This is a genomic window from Thermodesulfatator indicus DSM 15286 (assembly GCF_000217795.1).
Lineage (GTDB): Bacteria > Desulfobacterota > Thermodesulfobacteria > Thermodesulfobacteriales > Thermodesulfatatoraceae > Thermodesulfatator > Thermodesulfatator indicus.
This window is the reverse complement of the sequence record NC_015681.1, coordinates 17,774-42,580: the sequence shown is the minus strand read 5'-3', so window position 1 is coordinate 42,580 and position 24,807 is coordinate 17,774. Positions and strand designations below refer to the sequence as shown.

The following is a 24,807-nucleotide window of genomic DNA, read 5'->3' as shown; positions in this document are numbered from 1 at the left end:
TGGTAATATCGTTTTTTGATATCTCAAAATGGAGGGAGGGAATTTTTTTGGCTGGCGTAATCGTTAAAGAAGACGAACCCTTTGAACAGGCCTTGAAACGATTCAAAAAAGCGTGTGAGAAGGCGGGAATTCTTTCTGAAATCAAAAAGAGAGAATACTACGAAAAGCCTAGTGTCCGCCGCAAGAAAAAACTCATGGCCGCCCGCAAAAGACTGCTCAAGCGCCTCAAACGCATGAAACAGCGTGACTAATTTTTTTGGCCCGGCTCTGTTGCCAGAGCCGGGTTTTTAATTGTTCCAAAAGTTTTGCCAAAATACCTTTGATGAGACCAGAAAGCCTTAAAAAGCTTGAATTTCATCATATAAAAGATATCCTGCGTGAAAAAACATTTACTGAACTTGGTGCTAATTTAGTTACCAAGCTCAGCCCTTTAAAAGATTTAACTTCCCTTGAAATAGAAGCCGAAAAATTAAGAGATTTTGAAAAGCTGGTAATTGAAACGGGAACGCCTCCTCTTGACTCCCTTCCTACGCTTATTCCTCTGGTAAAAAGAACTACTAAAGGCGGAGTTCTTTCTGAAAAGCAGGCCCTGGTTCTATTGCGTTATCTACAGGTAGCCAAAAAACTTACTTCTTATTTGGCCCAGGCTAATTTCCCACAAATTAGGGCTATCAAGGCCCGTATCCCCAATCTTTCTCCTTTAAGACGTTATTTCGAGAGTCTTTTTGACGACCGTGGCCTCAAGCCTGATGCAAGCCCTGAGCTTTATTCGCTTAAAGTGGCTCAAAATAAGGCTCAAGAAAGGCTTAGAAAGCGCCTTGAAGAGCTGCTTAAAAAATATGCGCGGGCAGGGTTTCTTCAGGAAGAGATAATTGCCCAGCGCGAAGGGCGTCACGTGTTTCCTGTAAAAGCCGAGGCCAAGGCCAAAATTCCTGGAGTTTTGCACGATGTCTCAGCCAGCGGCGCTACGGTATTTATAGAGCCCCTTGAAATTATTCAAATCACCAACGAAATAGAAGCCTTAAAGCGTGCTGAAGAAAGAGAGAGGGAACGTATTCTCAAAGAAGTTTCTGAGAAGGTAGCGGAATACGCCCAAGATTTTTGGGAACTTGAAGAAACCGTTGCCGAGGTAGATGTTATTCAGGCCAAGGTAGCCTTTGCTAAACAGATTAAAGGATCCCTTCCGGCTTTCAAAAAAGAAGGTTCTCTAATTCTGAAAAAGGCGGCTCACCCCCTTTTGTTGCTTTCCTTACGGGAAGTAGTCCGTAATGACTTTGTTTTTCCTGAAGAGCGCCCGGTAGTAATCATTAGTGGGCCAAACATGGGTGGGAAAACCGTGGCCCTAAAAACAGTTGGCCTTTTGGTGGTTATGGCCCAAAGCGCCATTCCCATTCCCGCCTCACCTGATAGTGAGCTTCCTGTCTTTGAAGATATCTTTGTGGATATAGGCGATGAACAGGATATTTCCGCCAACGAAAGTACTTTTTCGGCCCACGTTAAAAATCTGAAAAAGGCCCTGGAAATAGCCGGTTCCGGGAAGCTTTTTCTGCTTGATGAAATCGGCCGGGGCACAGCCCCAGAAGAAGGAGCGGCTCTGGCCATGGCTGTGCTTGAGGAACTTTACGAACGGGGCGCCAGAGTGCTTGCCACCACTCATTATGAAGCCCTTAAGGCCTTTTCTTTCAGCAGAGATTGGATTTTGCCTATAGCCGTTGGTTTTGATGAAGAAACTGGGCTTCCCACCTATCAGCTAATCTACGAAGTAGCCGGTTTGTCCCAGGGCTTGCTTTTGGCCGAAAGGCTTGGGCTCTCCGCCAAGATTATCAACAAAGCGCAGGATTATCTTGGTAAGGGAGACGAAAGTTTTAAAGAGGTAATCGGGGCTTTGCGTAAGCAGCTTGAAGAGCTTTCCTTTGAAAGAGAAGCCCTTTTGCGCCAGAAGGAAGCCTTAGCTAAGCGTGAGCAAGAGTTAAAAGAGCTTGAAGCCAAACTCAAAGAAGACTTTGCCGCTAAAGAGAAGGCCTTGGTTAAGCAGGTTGAAGAAAAGCTTGCTGCTCTTGAAGAAGAATTCAAAACTTTTTTGCGTTCTATTGAAAAAAGAGGATTTCAGGAAAAGAAGGCCAGGGAGGCCTTTTCCTCTTTCATAAAAGAAAAGGCCGAAGATATTCTTCCGGCCAGAGAGAAAGAAGATATCCAGCTTGAGCCTGGGGCTGCGGTAAAAATAAAAGGGGTAGGGCAGGAGGGGAAGGTCCTTCGCCTCAAAGGGAATCTGGTTGAAGTGCAAATAGGGCCTTTCAGGGTGGAAGTTTCGCCAAAAGAACTTATAGTCTTATCTAAAAGGCCAGAACAAGGTTGTAAAAAAAGCTCTTTTAAAGTAGAGGCTCAAAAGGAAGCCCCTGATACCCTTAATTTGATTGGCTTGAGAGTGGAAGATGCCCTTTATGAGCTTGATAAAGCCCTTGACAGGGCCTTTCTCGCCGGAAAGACGCACTTGATTATAATTCACGGCCTGGGAACCGGGCGTCTTATGAAAGCGGTTAGAGATTATTTAAAAGAACACGCCCTGGTAACTTCGGTGCGTCCAGGGGAAGGTTATCAAGGTGGCGAGGCGGTAACTGTGGTAGAATTAGCCACCAAGGAGGCTGCTGTTTGAGCCTTAAAGAGGCGGTAAGACGCATAAAAGAAGTAGCCAACATCGTTGATGTTATCGGCGAACACGTAGCCTTAAAGAAAGTAGGGCGCAATTATTTGGGGCTTTGTCCGTTTCATGCTGATCGCAAGCCTTCATTTACGGTAAACGAAGAGAGGCAAATCTTTCATTGTTTTGGTTGTGGGGCAGGCGGTGATGTTATCGCCTTTTACATGAAGTTTCACAACCTTGATTTTGTAGCCGCGGTAAAAGAGCTGGCCTCACGTTTCAATATTTCGATTTCCTGGGATACCAAAGAAGACTCTTTAAGAGAAAAGCTTTTTGAAATTAATCAAAAGGCCAAGCGTTTTTTTGAGCATCTTTTATGGTCTTCAAAAGAAGGGGAAAAGGCCAGAGGCTACCTAAAAGAACGAGGTATATCCTCTAAGGTAGCCAAGGCATTTGGGCTGGGGTTTGCTCCAGCCTCTTATGATAGCCTGGCTTCACACTTGAAGCTGGTAGGGGCCTCGCTAGAGCTAGCTGAGCAGGCTGGGCTTTTAGTAAGGCGTACTGACGGAAGTTTTTACGATCGTTTTCGTGCCCGTCTCATCTTTCCCATTTATGACCACTCTGGGCGAGTGGCGGGTTTTGGGGGTAGGGTGCTTGATCAGGGAGAGCCAAAATACCTCAACTCTCCAGAAACTCCTGTGTATCACAAAGGGTCTATCCTTTACGGCTTTTTTCAAGCCAGGTCTTTTATTAGGGAAGCTAAACGGGGTTTTATTGTAGAAGGTTATTTTGATTTGATTTCCCTTTTTGAGGCAGGAGTTACCGAGGTGTTGGCCACACTTGGTACGGCCCTTACCTCCCACCACGCAAGGCAGCTCCGTTCCCTTACCTCTGAGTGGTATCTGGTCTTTGATGCCGATGAAGCGGGTGTTAAAGCGGCCTTACGCGCGGCCCCTATCTTTCTGAATGAAGGCCTTTTCCCTAAGGTGATCACTCTTCCGGCTGGCGAAGACCCTGATACCTTCGTGAGGAAGTTCGGTGCCGAGGGTTTTCGTAAACTAGTTGAAGAAGCTCAGGACATCTTTGACTTTATGATTGCGGTGCTTGAACCTCGTTTTTCTAAAACACCTGAAGGGCGCTTAAGGCTCTTTCAGGAGATAAAGCCAGCGCTTTCCGCCATAAAAGATCCTCTTCTCTTTGAGCTTGAGCTTTCTAAACTGGGAGAGAGGCTTGGTGTTTCAGAGACAGCCCTGCGACGCACATTTGATTCCCGTTCTTCTTTTAAGGTGCCTTCGCCGAAGGGAAAAGTCTATTCAGAAAGGCTAGTGCTTGAATTCCTAGTTCATTACCCGGAATATTTATCCAGTTTACTTGAAGAGGGGATACTTGAACATGTTCAAAATCCTCTTTATCGTGCTCTTATAGAAAAGCTTTCTGAACTTGAAAACAAGTCTTATGCGGATCTTTCCCTTGAGGATTTGGAACTTCAAGCTTTACTTAGCGAAATACTTCTTTCTCCGCCTCCTTTTGATGACGTTTCTCCAGAAGAAGTATATGCCGGTATAAAATGTTGGCTGTTCAGAAAGAAAAGCAAGAAAAAACTCTTGGAAATACGTCAGGCCATTAAAGAGGCGGAAAAAGCCGGCCGGGAAGAGGAAGCCTTGCGTTTGTTAAAAGAGTATCAAAATCTTTGCCGTTTAAATCTTTAAAATTTTAAAGAGGGAGGGGGGTATGGCAGACCTCACCAAAGACTTAAGTGTCTTGGAGGAGCTTAAAGAAAAGGGGGTGCGGAAAAAGTCTGTCCTTAGGTCATTTTCTATGCCCATTGAAGAAGTAGCTGACTTGGTGGAAAGCCTGGATATAGGGACCAAGGTAGAAGAAGCCTCTCTTGAAGAGATTGCCGAAGAGGTGACCAAAGATGTTTCCCGCTCTGACCCGGTAAAGCTTTACTTAAAAGAAATGGGGCAAGCCCGTCTTTTGAGTCGCGAAGAAGAGGTAATAGTAGCCAAAATTATTGAACAAGGAGAACACGAGGCCTTAAAAGTAGCCATTAAGGCTCGTGGCGTAGTGCAAGAAATATTCAATATCTGTGAAGAATTCTTTGCCGGTCAACTTAAGGCCCGCGAAATAGTTAGAGACCTTGATGATTGTTTTTCTGATAATGAATCTGATATCGAACAGCGAAGCCAAGGTCTTCAAGGAATTCTGCTAGAAATACGCTGTATTGCTAGAGACTTGTTGAGCCTAGAGGAAGCTCTCGATTCCTCTTCTAATAAACAGGCCAAGGCGCGTATGCGTCAAAGAGCCAGGAAGTTGCGTGAAGAAATTTTAGCCCGTCTTTGTCAACTGCGTCTTGATAAGCGATGTCTAGAAAGGATAATTAAACCCATAATTGATGGCTATGAAAAAATTACAAAGGCACATAGAGACTTAAAAGCCTGTGAAAGAGAGGCCGGTCGCTCTCTTTCAAGCCTTGCGGTCCATTTTCAAAAGACTAATGGTCACTTTTCGGAAATAGAAAAGTCAGCGGCTAAACTGGGAATGGATATGGACCGCTTCCTTAATCTCAGAGCGAGATATTTACTGGCTCAAAAGGCCATCGAAGAGGCAGAGAAACAAACTGGCCTTTCTGCCAAGAAATTACAAAGTGTAGCTCGCGACCTAGAACATTCATTAGAAAAGATAAGAAAGGCCAAAGATGAGCTGGTTAAGGCCAATCTGAGATTGGTGGTTTCTATTGCCAAAAAATATACAGGCCGCGGTTTACAATTTCTGGACTTAATCCAGGAAGGAAATATTGGCCTTATGAAGGCGGTGGAAAAGTTTGATTACCGCCGCGGTTACAAGTTTAGCACTTATGCCACCTGGTGGATAAGACAGGCCATTACCCGGGCTATTGCTGATCAGGCCCGCACCATTCGTATTCCCGTACACATGATTGAAACTATAAACAAGCTAGTAAGGGCTTCTCTTCAGATTTATCAAGAGACAGGCCAGGAAGCCACGCCCGAACAAATTGCTGAAAGGCTTGAACTGCCAGTAGAGAAAGTTCGCAAGATTCTAAAAATAGCCAAAGAACCCATCTCTCTTGAAACGCCTATTGGTGAAGATGAAGATTCGCATTTGGGGGATTTCATCGAAGATCCAAGTGTTCCCCCTCCGGATCAAGTGGCTATTTCTCTAAGCCTTATAGAGCAGACACGTCGAGTACTATCCACCCTTACCCCTAGAGAAGAGAAAGTATTGCGGATGCGTTTTGGCATAGGTGAAAAAGGCGAGCATACTCTTGAAGAAGTAGGTAAGGAATTTAGGGTGACGAGAGAAAGAATCAGACAGATAGAGGCGAAGGCCTTGCGAAAATTAAGGCATCCAAGCCGTAGCCGAAAATTGCGCTGTTTTATAAAAAATGTTTAAATAACAAATTTTGGAGCAGGTTGACAAAAGAGAGGATGAGGATACATTTTAAGAGGAAAATATATTGTGGGCCCATAGCTCAGCTGGTTAGAGCCACCGGCTCATAACCGGTAGGTCCCTGGTTCAAGTCCAGGTGGGCCCACCAATTTTAAAGGTGCATGTAAATGCACCTTTTATTTTTGCTCAAAAAATGGCGATAACAGTCGAGGAAATTATAGCCGCTTTAGAAAGTTGGGCCCCTAAAAAACTAGCTGAGGATTGGGATAACGTTGGTCTCCAGCTTGGATCCCTCAAAAAACAGGTAAAACATCTTGGTGTTTGCTTAGACCTTACCCCTGAGACCCTGGCTCAAGCCTTAACTCAAAAAATCGATTGCCTTGTCACCCATCATCCCTTCTTTTTTAAGTCCACCAAGCAAATTTGTTGGGACACCTGGCCTGGTAAGGCGGTAAAAACTCTTGCTGAAAAAGATATTTCCCTTATAGCCTGTCATACCAACCTTGATTCAGCAAAAGAGGGAGTGAGTGACGTTCTAGGCGAAGCCTTGCATTTAAAAGTAGAAAGAGCTCTTTTGCCGGCTAAAGCCACGAAGTTATTTTTGATAACTACTTACGTACCTAAAGGTTACGAAGAAAAAGTAAGAGAGATTTTGTTAAAAGAAGGGGCTGGCCAGAGGGGAAAATATAGTGGGTGTTCTTTTGCCACAGAGGGTATAGGAAGTTTTTATCCTAAAGAAGAGGCAAAACCTTACAGAGGAAAAGTTGGCAAGCTCAACTTAGTGTCTGGAACCAAGATGGAATTTTTAGTACCTGAATTTTTGCTGGCTCGAGTTATAGCCAAAATCAAGGAAGTACACCCTTACGAAGAGGTTCCCATAGATGTATGGCCGACTGAGGCTTATGATTACCGTTATGGCCTGGGCCGGATAGGTGAACTCCCATTGGAATATACTCTTTATGAGCTGGCTCAAAAATTGAGCCAACTACTTAATTCACAGGCTATTTTTATGGTGGGAGACCCTAAGCAACTGGTCAAAAGAGTGGCCCTTTGTGGTGGAGCAGGAGGGGACTTCTTTGAAAATGCGCTTTCTCTGGGGGCCGAGGTCTATATTACCGCTGAGGTCAAGTATCACCAGGCTCGTGAGGCTGAAGCTAGAGGGCTTTCCTTGATTTCTGTTGGCCATTTTGAGTCCGAAAGCCTCATAGTGCCTAAAATGGCGGAATTTTTTCAAAAAATGGCCAACAGCAAAGGTGAAGAACTACAAATTACCATGTTAAAAGAAAAAAACCCGTTTATACCGTTATTTTAAAGGAGGAGGTAAATAGTGCGGGAGGAAATCGTAAATCTCATCAAATTACAGGAGATTGATTTAAAAATTTTGGCTTTGGATAAGGCCAAGGATGAATTCCCAGAGTCTTTAAAGAAGGCCGAGGAGGCCCTTGCTCAGAAAAAGAATGAAATGGAAGCACTTGAAAACGAAATTGAGGAACTGAAGTTTAAACGGCGTAAGTTTGAAGAGGAACTTGAGCAAGAGTATCAGCGTCTTAAAAAGAGTCAGACCCGCCTTATGGAGGTCAAGGCCCAGAGAGAATATCAGGCCCTTCTAAAAGAAATAGAAGAAATTAAAAAGGCCAACAAGCTTCGCGAAGAAGAACTTCTTAAAATGATGGAACGCGTGGAAGAGCTTACCAAACAGAAAGAAGACCTAAAAAATGAAATAGCGGAACTTGAAAAACAGGTTGAAGAAGAACACCAAAAATATGAAACTCGCCGGGCAGAGCTTGATAAGGAAAGGGAAGGGATTTGGAAGGAAAGGGAAGCTATTGCTAAAAATATTCCTGGAAATCTCCTCAAACGTTACGAATTTATTAAATCTCACCGTAACGGGGTGGCGGTGGTGCCGGTGATAAATGCCGTTTGTGACGGTTGCCATATGAATATCCCTCCTCAGCTTTATAATGAATTGCAGCGAGATGACAAGGTATATGAGTGTCCTATTTGTCAGCGGATTATATTCTTTAAAAAAGAATACTCTGATATTTTGCCGCAAGATGAAGAAGGCGAAGAAGCCAAAGAGGCTCAGGCTTAATTGCTAAAATGGGGCACAGGGAAGGTGCCCCTTAAATGACAAGAGAGCTTTTAAGTCCCATATCTTTTATCATCTGGCTATCATCAGTCAGCATTCTTCCTGAAGTAGTTAAATAGTTCCCTACCATTAAGGCGTTGGCTGGCCAAAGTAGAAACACTTGCAAATCCCTAAGATTATGTTCTCGGCCTCCGCAAACCCTTATAGCCTTATCTGGCAACATAAAACGTAAAACAGCCAAAATAGCCAGGGCCTTTCTGGGGGAGAGAAAAGAAGCATTTTCCAAAGGAGTGCCCGGTATGGGATGCAGAAAGTTTACCGGGACAGAATCTGGGGCAAGCTTTTGCAGGGTTTCAGCAAACTCTATGACTTGCTGAGCCGTTTCTCCTAGGCCAAAAATCCCTCCACAACAAAGGGAAAGACCGACTTCTTTTACCCTTTCGGCGGTCTTTAGGCGGTCACGCCACTGCTGGGTAGTGCAGACGTAAGGATAAAAACTTTCAGCTGTTTCCAAGTTATGATGATAACGAGAAAGTCCGGCCTCTTTTAAGGCCTTGAGCTCTTCGGTGGTGAGCTGCCCAAGAGAGGCACAAAGCTTTAGCCCGGGAAGCCTTTCCTTAATAGTTTCTATTACGTTGAGTATTTGTTTGAATTCCTGTCGGCTGGGCTTAACCCCGCTTGTTACTAGGCTGAAGCGGTCAATACCCGCTTTTTGAGCTTCTTCGGCAGCTGCAAGTATCTTGTCTTCCTCAAGAAGTGGGTAAGCATTAATTTTGGTAGGCCAGCTTTTGGATTGGGCACAAAATTTACAATCTGAAGGGCAGCGGCCACTTTTAGTGTTCAAGATGCTGCAGGTTTCAATAAAGTCTCCAAAATATTTTTCTTTTAGTTTTTTGGCCTCAAAAAGGGCGGTAAAAACATCTGCTTCATCTTTTAGTAGGGTTAAAAGGTAATCTTTTCCCGTATTCATAGCAGTTAACTTAAACTAAAATTGGGGACAGGCAAAAATTTTTGTTACCTATTTCTCTAAAACTTGTAAGCCAAGATAATAATAAGTAAGTTTTAAAAATTACTGGGGCCTTTTTATGTGTTTTAAAAAATTTTTGTATTTAATAGGGCTAGGAAGTTTATGTTTTTTGAGTGCCTGCGGCGGGCCTAAATATGTAGTAAAAAATCGCTATATTCCTCCCATTGTTGTGAAAGATAATTCCTGTCTCCATATTTGTGAGGAAAAGTTCGAAAGCTGCCAAAAAGCCTGTGAAAATCAATATCAATCTTGTATGGCTGACGTACGCCTAAAGGCAATCAATATTTATGAAAAAGACATAGCCAAATATGAAAAACAACTTGCTGTTTACCAGGAAGAAATGCGTTTTTTTCGCCAGAAAATAACTGAATATCAGGAAAACTTTAAAAAGTTAAACGATGACTTTCGTTTCTTTAAGCGGATTTGTCAGGAGAAACAAGACCGTTACGCCTGCTTACGTCAAAAAGAATTAAAAAAAGAAATATATCATTTCAAACAAAATAAGCCTTTTCGTCCTATAAGGCCTAAGAAACCCAATCTTGAAATCATAATAAAAAAGCTCATGATTACTTGCCATCGGGATTGTGGTTGCCAAGAAATCTATGATCGTTGTTTTTTGAGCTGTGGAGGAACTATCATCCCTGAAAAAATATGTGTGGAGAATTGCCAATGAAAAGCTGGAATAAAAAGAAAATTTTGGAAATTGATAAAAAGCACATCTGGCATCCTTACACTCAGATGAAAGATTATGAAAACCGTGACCCATTGGTCATAGTTGCCGCTAATGGCTGTAAGCTAAAAACAATAGATGGCGATGAACTTTATGATTCTATTTCTTCCTGGTGGACTACTTTGCATGGACACCTTCATCCAAAGCTTAATCAAGCCATAATGGAACAGCTAAAACTTTTAGATCACGTGAACTTTTCAGGTTATACCCATCCTTATGCAGTAGAAGTAGTAGAGCGTTTAAAAAATTTTTTACCACATACACTTTCGCGCTTTTTTTTCTCTGATAATGGTTCAACGGCGGTAGAAGTAGCCTTAAAAATGGCCTTTCAGTTCTGGCAAAACAGAGGAGTAAATTCCAAAACTCGTTTTGTATGTCTGGAAAATGCCTATCACGGCGATACCTTAGGGGCAGTAAGTGTTGGAGGGGTAGATCTTTTTTTCGAACTCTATAAGCCGCTTCTTTTCAAGTCCTTTAAAGCGCCAAGCCCCTATTGTTATCGTTGTGAAGAAAAAGAAGGCTTTACTCTAGACGCCAATCACGAGTGTAACTTACGTTGTCTGGATGGGTTAGAAAAAATTCTTAATGAACATCATGAAGAAATTTGTGCCGTTATTGTGGAGCCCCGTCTTCAAGGGGCAGGGGGAATTTTAGTTTACCCTGCTGCTTATTTAAAAAAACTAAGAGAGATTACCGAACAATTTAAAGTTTTTCTAATTTTCGATGAAGTAGCTACAGGTTTTGGGCGCACAGGGACCATGTTTGCCTTTGAACAGGCAGGGATAGCGCCAGACATTATTTGTCTGGCCAAAGGCTTAACTGGCGGGTATCTCCCTATGGCCTTGACAGTAACTACCGAAGAAATTTATCAGGCCTTTTACGCTGACTACCTGGAAGGGAAAACGTTTTATCACGGCCACACTTATACTGCCAATCCCATTTGTTGTGCAGTGGCGGCGGCTAGTCTTAAACTTTTTGCCGAAGAAGAGCCGCTAGTCAAAACTAAAGAAGCCCGAGAATATTTTCACCAGTTATTGCTTGATACTTTTTCAGATAAACCCTACGTAGGTGATATACGCTATATCGGTTATGTGGGAGCCATTGAGCTGGTAAGAGATAAAAAAACAAAAGAACCTTTTTCTGAAGAGTTGAGATTGGGTTTCAATATTTACATGAAGTCCTTGGAAAAAGGTGTAGTTTTGAGGCCTCTTGGAGACGTTATTTACTGGTTTTTGCCTTTGTGTATAAGTAAAACCGAGGTAGAGGAAATTTTAAAAATCAGTGCTGAAGTTATCGAAGAAGTTCTGATTAATTTGTAATGGATTTCACGGCAGAAATAACCAAATTAAAGGAAGAAAAACGTTTTCGCCGTCTTCCCTTGATAGAAGCTCGCCAAGGGCCTTATGTAAAGATAAATGGAAAATGGCTCCTTAACCTTTCGTCAAACGATTATTTGGGTTTGAGTGAAAAACTTTCTCAGAAAGAAATTCTTGAAGAAATAAAAGACTTTCCTATAGGGGCAGGGGCGGCGAGACTTCTTTCAGGTAACCATCTTCTTTATCAACGCCTAGAAGAAAAGCTCGGAAATCTTTACCAAAAAAAAGCCCTTGTTTTTTCTTCAGGCTATCACGCTAACGTAGGAATTATTTCAGCCCTTGCTGGACGAAGAGACGTGGTCTTTGCAGACAAACTAGTCCACGCAAGCATAATAGACGGCCTTCGTCTCTCAGGAGCCACTTATTTTCGTTATCCCCACGGAAATATAGAAGCATTGGCTGACCTGCTTAAAAGTCGTCGTTTCAGGTATAAACGGGCTTTTATAATTACAGAAAGTATCTTTAGTATGGACGGAGATAAGAGCCCTCTTGAAGAACTAATAAAACTTAAAAGAACTTATCAGGCCTTTTTAATACTTGATGAAGCTCACGCTGTTGGTGTTTATGGGCAACAAGGTTTGGGATTGGCAGAGGAATACGGTTTAATAAATGAGATAGACTTGCTTCTTGGTACCTTTGGCAAGGCCCTTGGTGGTTATGGGGCCTTTGTGATAGCTAGCGAAGAGGTAATAGATCTTTTGATAAACAAGGCCCGTTCTTTCATTTTTACTACAGCTTTACCTCCTTTTATCTTGGCGGTCAACCTAAAGGCCATATCTTTGTTGCCTGATCTTAAAGAGGCGCGCAGCCAATTAAGAAAACTATCTTCCTGGTTTCGTAAAAATTTAGGGCTTTCAGGAGATACCCCTATTGTTCCTATTGTTTTAGGTGACAATGAAAAGGCTTTAGCTGCTTCAGCCAAACTTTTTGAAGCTGGTTTTTTTGTTCCTGCTATAAGGCCACCTACTGTGCCTCCAGGAACAGCTCGCCTCCGCGTATCCCTTACCTCTCAAATGTCTGAAGAAAACTTATTTTCGTTTTTAAGGCTAGTAGAAAAATAATTAAATTTAAATAATAACCTGCCGATTAATTATAAAAGAATAGAAAAAAAGAATAGAGCTAGGTATATGAATAATACTACGGGAATCTTGATTCTTAAATCTATTCCCCAAGAAAAAAAGGATAAAGTGGCTGAATTTTTGGCCAAATTTGTCGGAAAAACGGCGATAAAGAGAATTTAGAAAAAATAAAAGATATTATTTCCAAAACTCCTTTAATTTTAAAAAGAGAGATTTCCGAAAAAGAAGCCTATTTCTTTTTAAGAAAGCTTAAAGAGTTAGGAGCTGAGGTAACTTTTATTCCTAAAGAAAATAAAGTTAATTACTTGAAAAATAATGATTCGAAAGAACATACAAAAATTCAGGAAGTAAAAAAAGAATATTTAAAGGAACAAAAAGAAATACATTCCTACGAAGATGAAGACATAGACAAGACAGAAAAGATTTTGCAAGAATATTTATATAATGAAGATAAAAAGAAGAAGTTTTCTTTTTCAAATATAAAACAGAATTTTTTAGAACAAGTTTATAAAGTAAACAAGGAGCTATGGCTAGTTTTATCCATCGTTTCTTTACTTGCTATTACCAATTTCTTAGTTGACTCACAACGAATTTTGTTAAATCTTTACAGTCTTCCTGCCATTTTTTCAGCATATTTTTTATGGGAAAAGGCATGCTGTTCTTACTGCGTTAGCCAGTATTTTGTTAGTAATAGCTATACTTTATGTTATTCCTAGTATAATTGAAAATAAAAACTTTAGTTGGTGGAAAGAAGATTGGCGCCAGCTAACTGTATGGACAACTACATTGCTAATTATGGCTTATACCATGGGAGTTTTATATGATCGTCATAAAGAAAAAAATAAAAGAACTTCAAAAAACTTATCACGGTATTATCTTAATTCTTAGACATTTTCTTTCTAAAGATGAATATACAGAAAATCATTGTTATAGGGTTTCTGTATTTGCTACTAAAATTGCTCAATATATGGGGCTTTCGGATGATCGTATTGAAGACCTTCGCTCAGCAGCTTTAATTCACGACATAGGTAAACTAAAGATTAGTCGTGAAATTCTTTACAAAGCGGCTAAACTTACCCAAAAAGAATTTGAACATATGAAAAAACATGTTACTTCAGCTACTGATATCCTTGATCCTATAAAAGGAAGTTTAGGGAGAGTTATTCCTATTGTCCTGGCCCACCATGAAAAATATGATGGTACAGGCTATTTGGGGCTTGAAGGTCGTCAGATACCTATTGAAGCCAAAATTTTAGCGGTAGCAGATGTTTATGATGCTCTAATTAGTGATAGACCTTATCGAAAAGGGCTTCCGCCTTTTGAGGCCAAAGAAATTATCGTTAAAGGAGCCGGCAAGCACTTTGATCCAGAAGTTGTAAAAGCTTTTGTAAAAGCCTTTGAACATGGAGAAATGGATTTGCCAAATATTATGATTTAGTCTTTTTTAAATAGGTCCTTTCTAAGATATAAACGGCAGGATCTGGTAAGTTCGTAATAAGTGTGATTCATGTGTTTAGGCCTTTTAAGTCCCTTTTTCTTTAAAAATCTGCCTTCTATTCTTTCTAAAAAACCTAAATTTTCTAATTTTCGTAGTCTTTCCATGGTGTCACCTAATTCAAACCGTAATCGACGTGATAAAAATTTAGCGCAATCAGGGGCATGGGCATATAAATCTTTTAGAATCTTCCAGTCTTTTTCATCAAGTATGTTCCAGGGCAGAGTTTTCATTTCTAGATTTTAAAAATTTTTATACCATTTCTTTAATTATTTTTAATTTAAAATTATAATATTAAAACATGGCTTGACACATATTTTCTAAAATTGATAAAAACCCGATAGATAAGAAGAAATCTCATTCAAATAATTTTGACAAGATTTTATTTAAGGAGGAATTTATGAGTAATGAACCTCTTATTATGTGGTTTGAAGAAATTTCCATCAAGGACGTTCCTTTGGTAGGCGGCAAAAACGCCTCTTTAGGGGAAATGTATCGTAATTTGACTCCCAAAGGGATAAATGTCCCTGATGGCTTTGCGGTTACCGCGGCGGCCTATCGCTATTTTATTCACGAGAACCATCTTGATGATAAAATTCGAGAAATATTAACCGGTCTTGATACTCACGATATTAAAGATCTTCAAAGACGTGGAAAAAAAGTACGAGAGATAATTCTTAAGGCCAAAATGCCTGAGAAATTGGCTGCCTCTATCAAAGAGGCATACCATAAGTTAGAAGAAAAATACTATCCTGAAGTAGATGTAGCCGTTCGTTCTTCAGCTACTGCTGAAGATCTACCAGATGCCTCTTTTGCTGGTCAGCAGGAAACCTTTTTAAATGTCCGAGGGGCCGAAAATGTAATCGAGTTTGTTAAGAGGTGTTTCGCCTCGCTCTTTACTGACAGAGCCATTTCTTACCGTCAAGACAAAGGTTTTGATCATTTTAACGTCTATCTTTCAGTAGCAATTCAAAAGATGGTCAGAAGTGACGCTGCTTCGTCTGGGGTTATGTTCACTATTGATACTGAGTCAGGATATCGAGAAGTGGTTTATATTACTGGAGCCTGGGGTCTTGGTGAAAATGTAGTGCAAGGGGCCGTAAATCCTGACGAATTTTACGTTTTCAAACCCACTCTCAAGAAAGGTTTTCGGCCGATTCTTTCCAAGAAATTAGGCTCTAAAGAGCTAATGATGATTTACGGTAAAAGTAAGCGTTGCCCTGTAAGAAACATCAAAACTCCTAAGGAATTACGTCAAAAGTTTTGTCTTACCGATGATGAAATCTTAAAATTGGCTGAATGGGCTATCATTATTGAAGATCATTATGGACGACCGATGGATATTGAGTGGGCCAAAGACGGAGACGGAAAAGAAGTTGGAACTGGTGAACTCTTTATTGTACAGGCAAGACCTGAAACGGTTCACGGAACTAAACAAGAACAATTTTATGAAATTTACAAACTAAAAGGCGAAGGTAAGGTCCTTACCGTAGGAAAGGCTGTTGGAAGCAAAATCGGCCAGGGGAAGGCCAGAGTTATTGAAGATGTTTCTGGTATTCATGATTTTCAGAAAGGTGAAGTCCTAGTAACTGACATGACCGACCCAGACTGGGAACCTATTATGAAAATAGCTTCGGCTATTGTGACTAACCGTGGTGGAAGAACCTGTCACGCTGCCATTATTTCACGAGAGCTTGGTATTCCTTGTATAGTAGGAACCAACAACGCTACAGAGGTTATAAAAACAGGTATGGATGTTACAGTGGATTGTTCTCAGGGAGAAGATGGATATGTGTACGAAGGGCTTATTCCTTTTGAAGTAGAGCGTATTGACCTTACTAAAATGCCACGTACACGTACTAAAATAATGATGAACGTGGGAATTCCCGAAAAGGCTTTTTCTCAAGGCCAAATTCCTAACGACGGAGTGGGACTAGCCAGACTTGAATTTATCATTGGTTCTCACATTGCCATTCATCCTCTGGCCCTTCTTAATTACGAAGAACTCAAAGAAAAGGCCAAGAAAGACAGAAAGATTCGAAAAGTAATTAAAGCTATTGATGAAAAGACCCCTATGTACGAAAACAAGGCCGAATATTATGTGGATAAACTGGCTCAGGGCATAGCCATGATAGCCGCGGGTTTTTATCCCAAAGATGTAATTGTTCGTCTTTCTGATTTCAAAAGTAACGAATATGCCAATTTAATAGGTGGGTTCCTTTACGAGCCGGTAGAACACAATCCAATGCTTGGTTGGCGAGGGGCTTCTCGCTATTATGACCCTAATTTTGAGCCAGCTTTCGCCCTGGAATGCAAAGCTCTAAAGAAAGTTCGCGATGAAATGGGGCTTACTAATGTAAAAGTTATGGTTCCTTTCTGTCGAACCGTTGAAGAAGGCCAAAAAGTAATTCAGGTGATGGAGAAATACGGCCTTAAACAGGGAGAAAATGGCCTTGAAGTTTATGTAATGTGTGAGATTCCGAGTAACGTTATCTTGGCGGATGAATTTGCTAAGGTATTTGATGGCTTTTCTATTGGTTCAAATGACCTCACACAACTTACCTTAGGACTTGACCGTGACTCTGAGCTAGTAGCCCATATTTATGATGAAAGAAACCCTGCTGTTAAAAAGCTTATTCGCCAAGTTATAAAAGAAGCCAAAAAGGCAAAACGTAAAGTAGGGATTTGTGGTCAAGCTCCCAGCGATTTTCCTGACTTTGCCGCCTTTTTAGTAGAATGTGGGATTGACTCTATGAGTCTTACGCCTGATACCATTGTCAAAACCTGGCTATTAGTGGCTGAGACTGAAAAGAAACTGGGGATCAAACCTGAATAACTAAACTAAGGGGCACAAAAGTGCCCCTTAAAATTTAAAGTGACAAAAAATCTTTTCCTTCTTTGTTTTTTTCTGTCTGTGGAGCCTTTGCCTTAGCTACTACTGCTTTTTTTATGCCTCTTTATCTAAAAGAAAGCGGTTTTTCAGGAAAAGAAATAGGGATTATTTACGCTGCTTTTAGTATTACTTCTATTATCAGTGCTTTTCCCTCAGGGCTTGCTAGTGATCGCTTTTTGGCAAGAGATTTAATCGCTCTAGCTCTAGCTCTTATGGGAGTTGCTTCTTGGATGAAAAGTGAAATTTTTTTATTTCCACTTTTTATGTTGGCTTATCTTATTTATGGAGTAGGTCAAAATCTTTTCAAGGTAAGCCTTGATGCTTTACTTCTGAAAACCTTCTCTCGAGATGTAGGTAAAGTTTATGGCATATTTAACAGTGTAAGAATGTTAGGCTTTACCCCTGGAGGAATTGCGGGAGGTCTTTTACTTTCAGTTCTTGATTTTCGTTTCATTCTCAAATTAATAGGTAGTTTCTATTTGCTACTTTCCCTTATAAAAAATTTTCTTCCCAAAAACGTACCGATTTCTTTTGGCCTCAAAACTTATAGAGAGGACTTTTGGAAACCTTCGGTGCTTCTTTTTGCGATTTGGCTCTTTTTATTTTATCTTCACTGGGGGGCAGAATTCACTTCTTATGGTCTATTCTTGAGGGAAAATCTTAGACTTTCCTTGTTAGGTATGGGTTTTTACATGTCTGCCGAATTTGCTATGATAGGTTTAACTTCTTTTACAGTAGGTCTCTGGTTAAATAAAGGGGTGAGCCCTTACCTTCTTGCAATCTGGGGTCTATTGGCTTCTGGAATCGGGCACATGGGAATGATTATTGAAAATCTTACGGTAAGTCTTGTTTTTCGATTGTTACACGGAGTAGGAGACGGCACCATAATGGTGCTTTCTTATGTGGGGATAGCCGAGCTTTTTCGGGTTGAGCGTATCGGAGGAAACAGCGGCTTAATTACTTTGACTATCATGTTAGGAGGCTTTATTGGTTCACTTATTTTTGGGCCTCTTGGGGAAAAGTGGGGCTATCAATGGCCTCTTTTTATTTCTGGAGTTACCACTCTTGCTTTAATTCCCATTATTTTTATTCCCAAGATGATTAAAACAAATGAAAGAAGAACATTTTAATTTTTCTTTAGAACGACGCTTAAAAGTTTGGTTTGTTGATACCAAAGGTTATCCTCACCATATTGGTTGGATAGATATAGATAGAGAAGGGATTACCTTCCAGTACGAAACAAAAAAATTCATCATTGATCCTATAAATCTACCTTATACAGATAAACCTATTAGAACGGAAGGACTTAAACCCCCTCTTCTGATTTTTGATGATACCATCCCTGACACCTGGGGTCTTAAGATCCTTTCAGATAAGTACGATTTTGATTTTATACGTAATAGACATCTTGCTATAGGAATAGGAGATTCTTCCCGTATAGGGGCTCTTCTTTTTTCAGATACAGAAGCTTCCTCTCCTCCTAAGCCTACCTGGGTGAACTTTAGAGCCTTACAGAAGTGTCTAGAAGAAATACCAGAGTTTGATCCACGGCGTGTAGAAGAGGTCTTCAATTATATCGGCGTAACAGGAGTAAATATCGGTGGTGCTAAACCCAAAACTATTTTAGTTGACTTTCATGGCCAGCCCTGGCTGGTAAAATTTCCTGGAAAAACCGACCCTGCTCCTAATACTATTGCTCAGGTAGAGGTTGAAGGCCTTGCTTTTGCAAGAGATGTAGGGATTCCAGTACCTACCTTCTGGCTAGTCAAAACTAAACACATATATAGCATTGCGGTAAAAAGATTCGACATCACTTCTCTTAAAACCCTTTATCTCGGGCGTCTTATGTTAATTTCTTTAAGTACAGTGATGGGAGGCCTTGAAATGTTTGACGAAGGATATGAAGTAGCCGCTCAATATGTGAAAAAATATTCTCACTTTCCAGAAAGAGATGTATTGACCTTTTATAAACAGATGGTGCTTAATTGGTTCATCGTAAATACTGATGATCATCTCAAAAACTTTGCCTTTCTTTGGGATGGAGAGACTTTAAGGTTATCTCCAGCATATGATTTGGTGGGAAACCTCTGGGGCATGTCTGAGCACACTATGCCTATAAATGATAAAACTAATGATATTACTCCAGATGATTTATTAGCTGCTGGACAAAAAATGGGTTTTTCGCGTGAAGTGGCCAAGGGCGAATTAATGCTTTTAGCTGAGAGAGCTTTAATTTATTATGACCGAATTGCTTCTTTTAATGGAACAGAAATGCTTGTGGAAAAAGTCAAAGAGAGAATTTCTTATTTCAAAAAGGTCTAAAGTTTAGGCAGAACTGTCTTTGTGAGAAGTTAAAGCTAAAAAACCTGAAGGCAATTCTGGAGTTTTTTGGGATACAGACTTTTTTATTATTTTAGAAAAATCTTTAGAAGTAGCTGGTTCTATTTTTAATATCATTCCTTCAACAAATACCAGAGGCTCTATTAATGAATAACGTCGATGTAAAGAAAATAGATAGGCATTTTCATGAAGAGAAGTCTTCAACAAGGGAAGACATGTTCTTTTAAATACTTCTACTGAAATGGCATTTAATATTTTAAAGGCTTTAAGATCAGGTAAACCGTCTTCAGCGGCTTCAGGTGTGGGCTCTTTTTCAAGAAGTGGCCAAATTTCTAATTTGCGCCTAGAAACGGAACCAACCAGAGTAATAAAATTTACTGGCTGAAAGTATCGCCTTTTGGGAAAACGATAATAAAGCTTTCCCTCTTCGTCAAAAAGTATTTCCTTAAAGGCCACGTGCCTGGCAAAACCGGTAAAAGAGGCATTAAATTTAAGACCTAGGTCTAGCAGAGTAACTTTTAAATCTTTTGGTTGTTCGGGAAATAAAGTCGCGCGAGGAGATTCCGAGTTAATTAAAAGATGTTGCCAAAAATTTTCAGCAAGGAGTTCTTTCTGACGCAAAAGAGTGGCTACTTTTTTAGTTAAATCGTCGATAGTTTTTTTTTGGGTACGGCGGGAAAGTCGTCTTAAATAAGCTTTTCGATGTATCTTAAAAGAATCCGGATTTCGTTCAAGATCAAGAGCTTCAAAGGCCAGATTAAGTTCTACTGCCTTTTCTTTGCCGTTAGTTTGCATGTCTGGGTGGTAAGCTCGCTGAAGGGCTCGATAACAAGCCTTGACCAGGCCAAATAAGGCCTCTTCATCAAGGTCTCTAACCATTTCAGGAGATATTCCTAGCACTTCGAAAGGGTTTTTGGTCATGTCTAAATTTTAATCTGTCTTACAAAAATTCCAAAACTACCCAATATTCATTGATTCAATTCCTTGGTCTTAGCTTAAAATAGGGGGACAGTTAAAATAGGGGGACAGTCGAATTAAAAGACAAGTGAAATTTTCGATTTTATTTTTTAAAGATTTCTTTCCGAGATTTATCCAAAAATTGCAAGTAAAGTTTAGCTCAGATAAAAGCCATATCTGCCCAATCTTTTATCTTTTTACTTTTTCTTCCTCGTTTGAGCCCGAGAAATCTCTTTAACCTTGTGGCCGCACTTTTCACAAAATCTTTGCTTCCGATAGCCAGACCTTCTGTAAAAAAACTGACTCTTTGTCTTAAATTTTTGCCTGTCCCTCGTTCTGGTTTGCCAAGCCCGCCCTTGCCATAAACAAACTCCCGCAAAAGCTCAAATTTTTCTTTCTCGCTTTTTCCCTCATACCGCGGAAGTCCTATATCAAGCGACAGAAAAGTTTTGCCTGTCCCTCTTCTTGCTCTGTATCCTAGCGAGCACCAGCGGTAGTTTTCTGGCTTTTCTACAATTCCTGCCCGCACCGGGTTTAGCTCTATGTAAGCCAAGCAGTTGAGCAAAGCCTCCCCAGTTTCAATGATTACGGACTTAAACCTGTCAGCCCAGAAATAGCCCTTGCGGTCAACGCGCTTGTTATACCAGCGTGAAAAGCGCTGTTTGATGTCCTGGACGTATCGAGAAAGATTTCCAAGCCTTTTCCGCCATTTTTTGAGCACCTCTTCGTAGAAGAAAATTTTGCGTTTCTCGCCGTAGTAGAGGCGAATGCGGCGTTTTACTTCTTCGTCAGAGAACTGGTCTTCAGGGAGCATGCGGCAGAGGAGATGGAAATGGTTACCCATAATGGCGAAGCCATAAACTTCGACGAAATAGACCTGCGAGAGCCAACTAATAAGATGGAGTAAGTGTTCTTTTTCTTCGTCGCCGAGGACATGGTGGCCGGGCAAGGCGGTGCGGGAGATTACATGATAAGCGGCTCGTGGATCATTCATGAAAAAACGTGGGATACGTGGCATAAGAGACCTCCTAAATTTTTTCTTTGCCTGTCCCTTATATCGGCACCTGTCCCTTATATCGGCAGAATTTTGGGAGACCTGAAAATTTTTGCCTGTCCCTTCATTTTTTGTCAGAGTGGTATCCTTCTTGGCTTGCCTAAAAAATTTTGTTAGAAAAAAGCCAAAAATCTTTGGAGGTAAAAATGTTTATAGGCAGAGCTTTTCCTACCATTGTGGGGAGTTTTCCTGGCAAAGATCATGAAAAAGCCGTAAAGCTTGTTTTAAAATATTGCCCCGAAATACCATGCTGGCCCCAGTTGCCAGCTTATCCACAAGAGGGCATGTTAATCCAGTTTTCAAAGGGCCTTCCTGGATTTAATCCAGAAAAACTTATTTTAGACCCTACTGACGCAAATTTTGAACCGCAAATGCTTCAATTTTATGAAGAGTATCTAGCGGTAAAAGAAGCCGGAAAGCCTGTAACGGAAAGCTTTTTTGCGCTCACTCCCGAGGAGGCCAGAGGACTTTTCTGCTTGAAAGAAAAACTTGCTGGCGCGAAGCCCTTGGCGGTTAAAGGCCAGGTTACCGGGCCATTTACCCTGGCCACGGGGCTTAAGACACCTGATGGTAAGGCCTGCTTTTACGATTCTACTTTGAGGGACATTATAACCAAACAGGTGGCATTAAAAGCAGCTTTTCAGGTAGATTTGTTAAAGGAACTGGAAGTTCCGGTAATAATTTTTCTCGATGAACCAGCGCTAGCGGGTTTTGGTTCTTCTAGTTTTGTAGGCGTGAGTCGAGAAGAAGTGCTGGCGGTCCTTGGTGAAGTAGCTGAAGAAATTAAGGCTCGAGGGGGTATAGTAGGGGTTCACGTCTGTGCTAATACAGAATGGGATCTGCTGGTTGAGGCGGGAATTGATATCTTAAATTTTGATGCCTTTGATTATCTAGATCGTTTCCTGCTTTATACCAAAGACATAGTCACTTTATTAAACAAAAAGGGAAACATTGCCTGGGGAATCATTCCCACCCTTAAACCCGAGGCCTTAAAAGAAAGTTCTGCTGAAAGCCTTGCCAAACAACTTGAAAATGCCTTTGAGAAACTGACCAAAGAGGGAAGTTTGTCTATACAACAAGTAGTGGAGCAAGCCATAATTACTCCTAGCTGTGGCATGGGAACTTTGCCTGAAGATTTAGTTGAACAAGCTTTGTCTCTTTTGAAAGAGGTATCTTCTATTTTGAGGTAGAGGGAATAGAGATTTTTACTCTGCCAGACCTTTTAATAAGTTTCTTCCCGTTGGGATACATTGGGGGTTTTGCCCCCAAACCCCCATTTGCCTCTTTTTTTCTTTTTTGTTCTAAGAGACCTCTGAGAAATTTTTCAGAGGTCTTTCCGTGTAATTAACTGGAATTCAAAATAAATTTGAATTCCCAGGGGTAAAGTTCGGGATCTTCGTTTACTAAGGCCTCAAATTCGAATTTTTTTTCTATTTCTTCAAGAAATTCAATTTCTTCACCGGTTAAGACCTGAGCCACATCGGGATGTACCTTGATTGTTACATTTTTCCCTTTGATATGAGGGCCCATGCGTTCAAGACGGCGGAAAAGTTCATAGCACACCGTGCGTTTACTTTTTATAACCCCGTCTCCATGGCAAAGAGGGCAGGTTTCCATAAGAAGATTATAGAGGCTTTCACGGCGTCTTTCTCTGGTCATTTCTATAATACCGAATTCTGACATGGGCCGCACGTTGGTTTTGGCCCGGTCACGGCTAAGGAATTGTTTGAGAGCTTGATAGAGTTTTTCACGGCTTTCCTGGCGGTGCATGTCAATAAAGTCAATAATAATTAGACCACCGATATTTCTTAGGCGTAATTGGTAAGCTATTTCCTTGGCGGCTTCAAGGTTCGTGCGCAGTACCGTTTCTTCAAGGTCGTCTTTACCCACAAATCGGCCAGTATTCACATCGATAGCGGTGAAGGCCTCACACGGCTCGATAACAATAAAGCCCCCTGATTTAAGCCATACCTTACGGGCCAAAAAACGATGATAGTCTATTTCCACACCGTAGGCCTCAAAGATTCCAGGTGGTGGCTCGTGGAGTTTTATACAGCCCTTTAAATGAGGGGCTAACTCTTCTACATAAGAAAGAATTTTTTCGTAAACCTGACGGTTATCTATTACCAGAGAAGATACTTCTTTTACTAGTAAGTCTCGTACTGCCCTTAAACTTATGTCAAGCTCTTCATAGAGTAAAGCTGGGGCTATAACTTTTTGGGCGCGTTTTTTGATATCTTCCCACAAAGAAACTAAAAAAGAGATTTCTGTTTTAATTTCTTCTTCGGTAGCTTCTTGGGCTACTGTTCTAATAATCCAACCGGTATTAGACGGACGTAATCCTTCAATAAGTTCTTTTAGGCGTTTTCGCTCCTTCTCATCAATAATTTTTCGTGAAATGCCAATATGCCCCATAGTTGGCAGAAAAACCAAGTAGCGCCCAGCTAGAGTTACATTCGTAGTAAGCCTTGCTCCTTTATTACCAATAGGCTCCTTGACTACTTGCACCAAAATTTCCTGGCCGGGTTTTAAAACATCTTCTATCGGTGGAATTTTAAATTTTTCTTGAGCGAAATATTCGCCAAATAGTTCTTCTGCTTCAAAAAGGCTAGGGCATAGATCTCCTCCGTAAAGAAAGGCCGTACGATTAAGGCCAATATCCACAAAGGCAGCTTTCATACCAGGAAGAACACGAACTACACGGCCTTTATAGATGTTGCCTACGCAACCTCTTTCTCTTGGACGTTCGAGATAAAATTCGGCAAGGGTTCCATCTTCAAGAAGAGCAACTCTTGTTTCGTACGGAGCGTAGTTTATCAAAAGCTCTGCCATTTTATTCCAGCCAATCCTTGGGAAGGAAATTTAAAAATTCTTTTATTAGAAAAAGCATTTTCTTTTCGGCCTTTTGGGCGTTGGCAATGACGTCTTCCAGAAGAATGGGTTGAAAATTATCCGGGTCGTTAACGTTGGCAATAACAGAAAGGCCAAGCACTTCAAGGCCAGCGTGTTTGGCCACAATGACCTCAGGCACCGTGGACATGCCTACGGCGTCAGCCCCTATCAAACGTAAAAAACGCGTTTCTGCGGGAGTTTCAAGGCTTGGGCCAGGGACAGCTACATAAACACCTTCTTGTAAGTCTATTTTACCCTCAGCTACCGCTTTGACCAGGTGCCGCAATCGTTTGCTATAGGCCTCAGAGAGGTCTGGGAAACGCGGCCCCCAATCTTCGTAATTTTCTCCCCTTAAAGGATTTTCGGGAATAAAATTAATGTGGTCGGCTATAAGCATCAAATCACCTGGTTTAAAAGATAAATCAAGGCCTCCTGCGGCGTTTGAAATAATCAAGAGTTTTGCCCCAAGGAGAGTTAGTACTCTTAAGGGAAAAGTAATTTCTTTGGTAGAATAGCCTTCGTAAAAGTGAAATCTTCCCTGAAAAACCGCTATTTCAAGGTCTGAGAGCCGACCCAAAATTAAATTTCCTTTATGGCTTTCTACTGTGGAACGTGGGAAGTAGGGAATTTCTGCATAAGGAATAACCAGGTCTTTTTCCATTTCCTCGGCCACGCCCGAAAGCCCTGTGCCCAAAACAATGACTACTTTAGGAAAAAAAGGAAATTTTTGAGCCAAAAAATCCTTAGCTTTTTCTATTTTTTGCCGATAAGATGGATTAGAGTTACTAATTAAATTTTTCATAACACTCCCTTGCTTAAAATTTTA

The 24,807-nt window shown here is 41.0% G+C and carries 21 protein-coding genes and 1 tRNA gene; 16 read left to right on the top strand and 6 right to left on the bottom strand.

Going from position 1 to position 24,807, the window contains the following annotated elements; translation table 11 throughout:
• Window positions 1–47: 47 nt before the first annotated feature.
• The 7 genes from rpsU to THEIN_RS00160 all read left to right on the top strand — a co-directional run bounded on the left by rpsU (window position 48) and on the right by THEIN_RS00160 (window position 8,141).
• On the top strand, window positions 48–251 hold the full coding sequence (rpsU, locus tag THEIN_RS00190) for a 30S ribosomal protein S21 (RefSeq protein ID WP_013906669.1): 204 nt from the start codon (window positions 48–50) through the stop codon (window positions 249–251).
• A 71-nt stretch (window positions 252–322) separates the two neighbouring features.
• Window positions 323–2,653 carry an endonuclease MutS2 gene (locus tag THEIN_RS00185; RefSeq protein WP_013906668.1) on the top strand — a complete coding sequence of 777 codons (2,331 nt, stop codon included), beginning with the start codon at window positions 323–325 and terminating at the stop codon, window positions 2,651–2,653.
• Complete coding sequence (gene dnaG / locus THEIN_RS00180; RefSeq protein ID WP_013906667.1) at window positions 2,650–4,347, top strand: DNA primase; 1,698 nt, start codon at window positions 2,650–2,652, stop codon at window positions 4,345–4,347. Before THEIN_RS00185 ends, dnaG begins: the two co-directional genes overlap by 4 nt.
• Before the next feature lie 22 nt (window positions 4,348–4,369).
• Complete coding sequence (gene rpoD, locus THEIN_RS00175; protein ID WP_013906666.1) at window positions 4,370–6,052, top strand: RNA polymerase sigma factor RpoD; 1,683 nt, start codon at window positions 4,370–4,372, stop codon at window positions 6,050–6,052.
• A 68-nt stretch (window positions 6,053–6,120) separates the two neighbouring features.
• Window positions 6,121–6,197: transfer RNA gene (locus THEIN_RS00170), tRNA-Ile, on the top strand.
• 45 nt (window positions 6,198–6,242) lie between these two features.
• Window positions 6,243–7,361, top strand: a complete 1,119-nt coding sequence (locus THEIN_RS11875) for a Nif3-like dinuclear metal center hexameric protein (RefSeq protein ID WP_013906665.1) — start codon at window positions 6,243–6,245, stop codon at window positions 7,359–7,361.
• Window positions 7,362–7,376: 15 nt separating this feature from the next.
• Window positions 7,377–8,141 (top strand): zinc ribbon domain-containing protein, encoded by a 765-nt coding sequence (locus THEIN_RS00160; RefSeq protein ID WP_013906664.1) that lies wholly within the window; start codon window positions 7,377–7,379, stop codon window positions 8,139–8,141.
• 31 nt (window positions 8,142–8,172) lie between these two features.
• Here THEIN_RS00160 and bioB read toward each other — a convergent pair whose 3' ends face one another.
• Window positions 8,173–9,108: a biotin synthase BioB gene (gene bioB / locus THEIN_RS00155; RefSeq protein ID WP_013906663.1), complete on the bottom strand. Its 936-nt coding sequence runs from the start codon at window positions 9,106–9,108 to the stop codon at window positions 8,173–8,175.
• Window positions 9,109–9,223: 115 nt separating this feature from the next.
• On the opposite strand from bioB, the gene THEIN_RS00150 reads away from it, so the two are divergent.
• The 5 genes from THEIN_RS00150 (at window position 9,224) to THEIN_RS00130 (ending at window position 13,788) form a co-directional block, all read left to right on the top strand.
• On the top strand, window positions 9,224–9,838 hold the full coding sequence (locus tag THEIN_RS00150; protein WP_013906662.1) for a hypothetical protein: 615 nt from the start codon (window positions 9,224–9,226) through the stop codon (window positions 9,836–9,838).
• Entirely contained in the window at window positions 9,835–11,214 is a 1,380-nt protein-coding gene (bioA, locus tag THEIN_RS00145; protein ID WP_013906661.1) for an adenosylmethionine--8-amino-7-oxononanoate transaminase, read from the top strand. Before THEIN_RS00150 ends, bioA begins: the two co-directional genes overlap by 4 nt.
• Entirely contained in the window at window positions 11,214–12,332 is a 1,119-nt protein-coding gene (locus THEIN_RS00140; protein ID WP_013906660.1) for an aminotransferase class I/II-fold pyridoxal phosphate-dependent enzyme, read from the top strand. The genes bioA and THEIN_RS00140 overlap by 1 nt, the downstream gene beginning before the upstream one ends.
• Before the next feature lie 323 nt (window positions 12,333–12,655).
• Window positions 12,656–13,066 carry a hypothetical protein gene (locus tag THEIN_RS00135; protein WP_041434420.1) on the top strand — a complete coding sequence of 137 codons (411 nt, stop codon included), beginning with the start codon at window positions 12,656–12,658 and terminating at the stop codon, window positions 13,064–13,066.
• 104 nt (window positions 13,067–13,170) lie between these two features.
• Window positions 13,171–13,788: an HD-GYP domain-containing protein gene (locus tag THEIN_RS00130; RefSeq protein ID WP_052299018.1), complete on the top strand. Its 618-nt coding sequence runs from the start codon at window positions 13,171–13,173 to the stop codon at window positions 13,786–13,788.
• Here the strand turns inward: THEIN_RS00130 and THEIN_RS00125 are convergent.
• Entirely contained in the window at window positions 13,785–14,078 is a 294-nt protein-coding gene (locus THEIN_RS00125) for a DUF2250 domain-containing protein (protein WP_013906658.1), read from the bottom strand. The genes THEIN_RS00130 and THEIN_RS00125 overlap by 4 nt on opposite strands.
• A gap of 167 nt (window positions 14,079–14,245) precedes the next feature.
• Between THEIN_RS00125 and ppsA the strand changes: the two genes are divergently transcribed.
• From ppsA to THEIN_RS00110, 3 genes are all read left to right on the top strand, one after another.
• Window positions 14,246–16,681: a phosphoenolpyruvate synthase gene (gene ppsA / locus THEIN_RS00120; protein ID WP_013906657.1), complete on the top strand. Its 2,436-nt coding sequence runs from the start codon at window positions 14,246–14,248 to the stop codon at window positions 16,679–16,681.
• Between the two features lie 62 nt (window positions 16,682–16,743).
• The gene (locus THEIN_RS00115) at window positions 16,744–17,868 is read left to right on the top strand and encodes an MFS transporter (protein WP_013906656.1); all 1,125 of its coding nucleotides are present in this window, start codon (window positions 16,744–16,746) and stop codon (window positions 17,866–17,868) included.
• Entirely contained in the window at window positions 17,849–19,060 is a 1,212-nt protein-coding gene (locus THEIN_RS00110) for a type II toxin-antitoxin system HipA family toxin (protein ID WP_013906655.1), read from the top strand. The genes THEIN_RS00115 and THEIN_RS00110 overlap by 20 nt, the downstream gene beginning before the upstream one ends.
• A 3-nt stretch (window positions 19,061–19,063) precedes the next feature.
• Here the strand turns inward: THEIN_RS00110 and THEIN_RS00105 are convergent, their stop codons facing one another.
• Window positions 19,064–19,999 carry a J domain-containing protein gene (locus THEIN_RS00105; protein WP_013906654.1) on the bottom strand — a complete coding sequence of 312 codons (936 nt, stop codon included), beginning with the start codon at window positions 19,997–19,999 and terminating at the stop codon, window positions 19,064–19,066.
• Between the two features lie 196 nt (window positions 20,000–20,195).
• Window positions 20,196–21,053, bottom strand: a complete 858-nt coding sequence (locus THEIN_RS00100) for a transposase (protein ID WP_013906653.1) — start codon at window positions 21,051–21,053, stop codon at window positions 20,196–20,198.
• A gap of 182 nt (window positions 21,054–21,235) precedes the next feature.
• Here THEIN_RS00100 and THEIN_RS00095 point away from each other — a divergent pair, with 182 nt between their 5' ends.
• Window positions 21,236–22,279 (top strand): uroporphyrinogen decarboxylase/cobalamine-independent methonine synthase family protein, encoded by a 1,044-nt coding sequence (locus THEIN_RS00095; RefSeq protein WP_013906652.1) that lies wholly within the window; start codon window positions 21,236–21,238, stop codon window positions 22,277–22,279.
• A gap of 154 nt (window positions 22,280–22,433) precedes the next feature.
• Here the strand turns inward: THEIN_RS00095 and THEIN_RS00090 are convergent, their stop codons facing one another.
• Window positions 22,434–23,921, bottom strand: coding sequence for an Rne/Rng family ribonuclease (locus tag THEIN_RS00090; protein ID WP_013906651.1), 1,488 nt, complete (start codon window positions 23,919–23,921; stop codon window positions 22,434–22,436).
• A gap of 1 nt (window position 23,922) precedes the next feature.
• A complete protein-coding gene (locus THEIN_RS00085) occupies window positions 23,923–24,783 on the bottom strand; it encodes a purine-nucleoside phosphorylase (protein ID WP_013906650.1) in 861 nt (286 codons plus the stop codon).
• Window positions 24,784–24,807 lie beyond the last annotated feature (24 nt).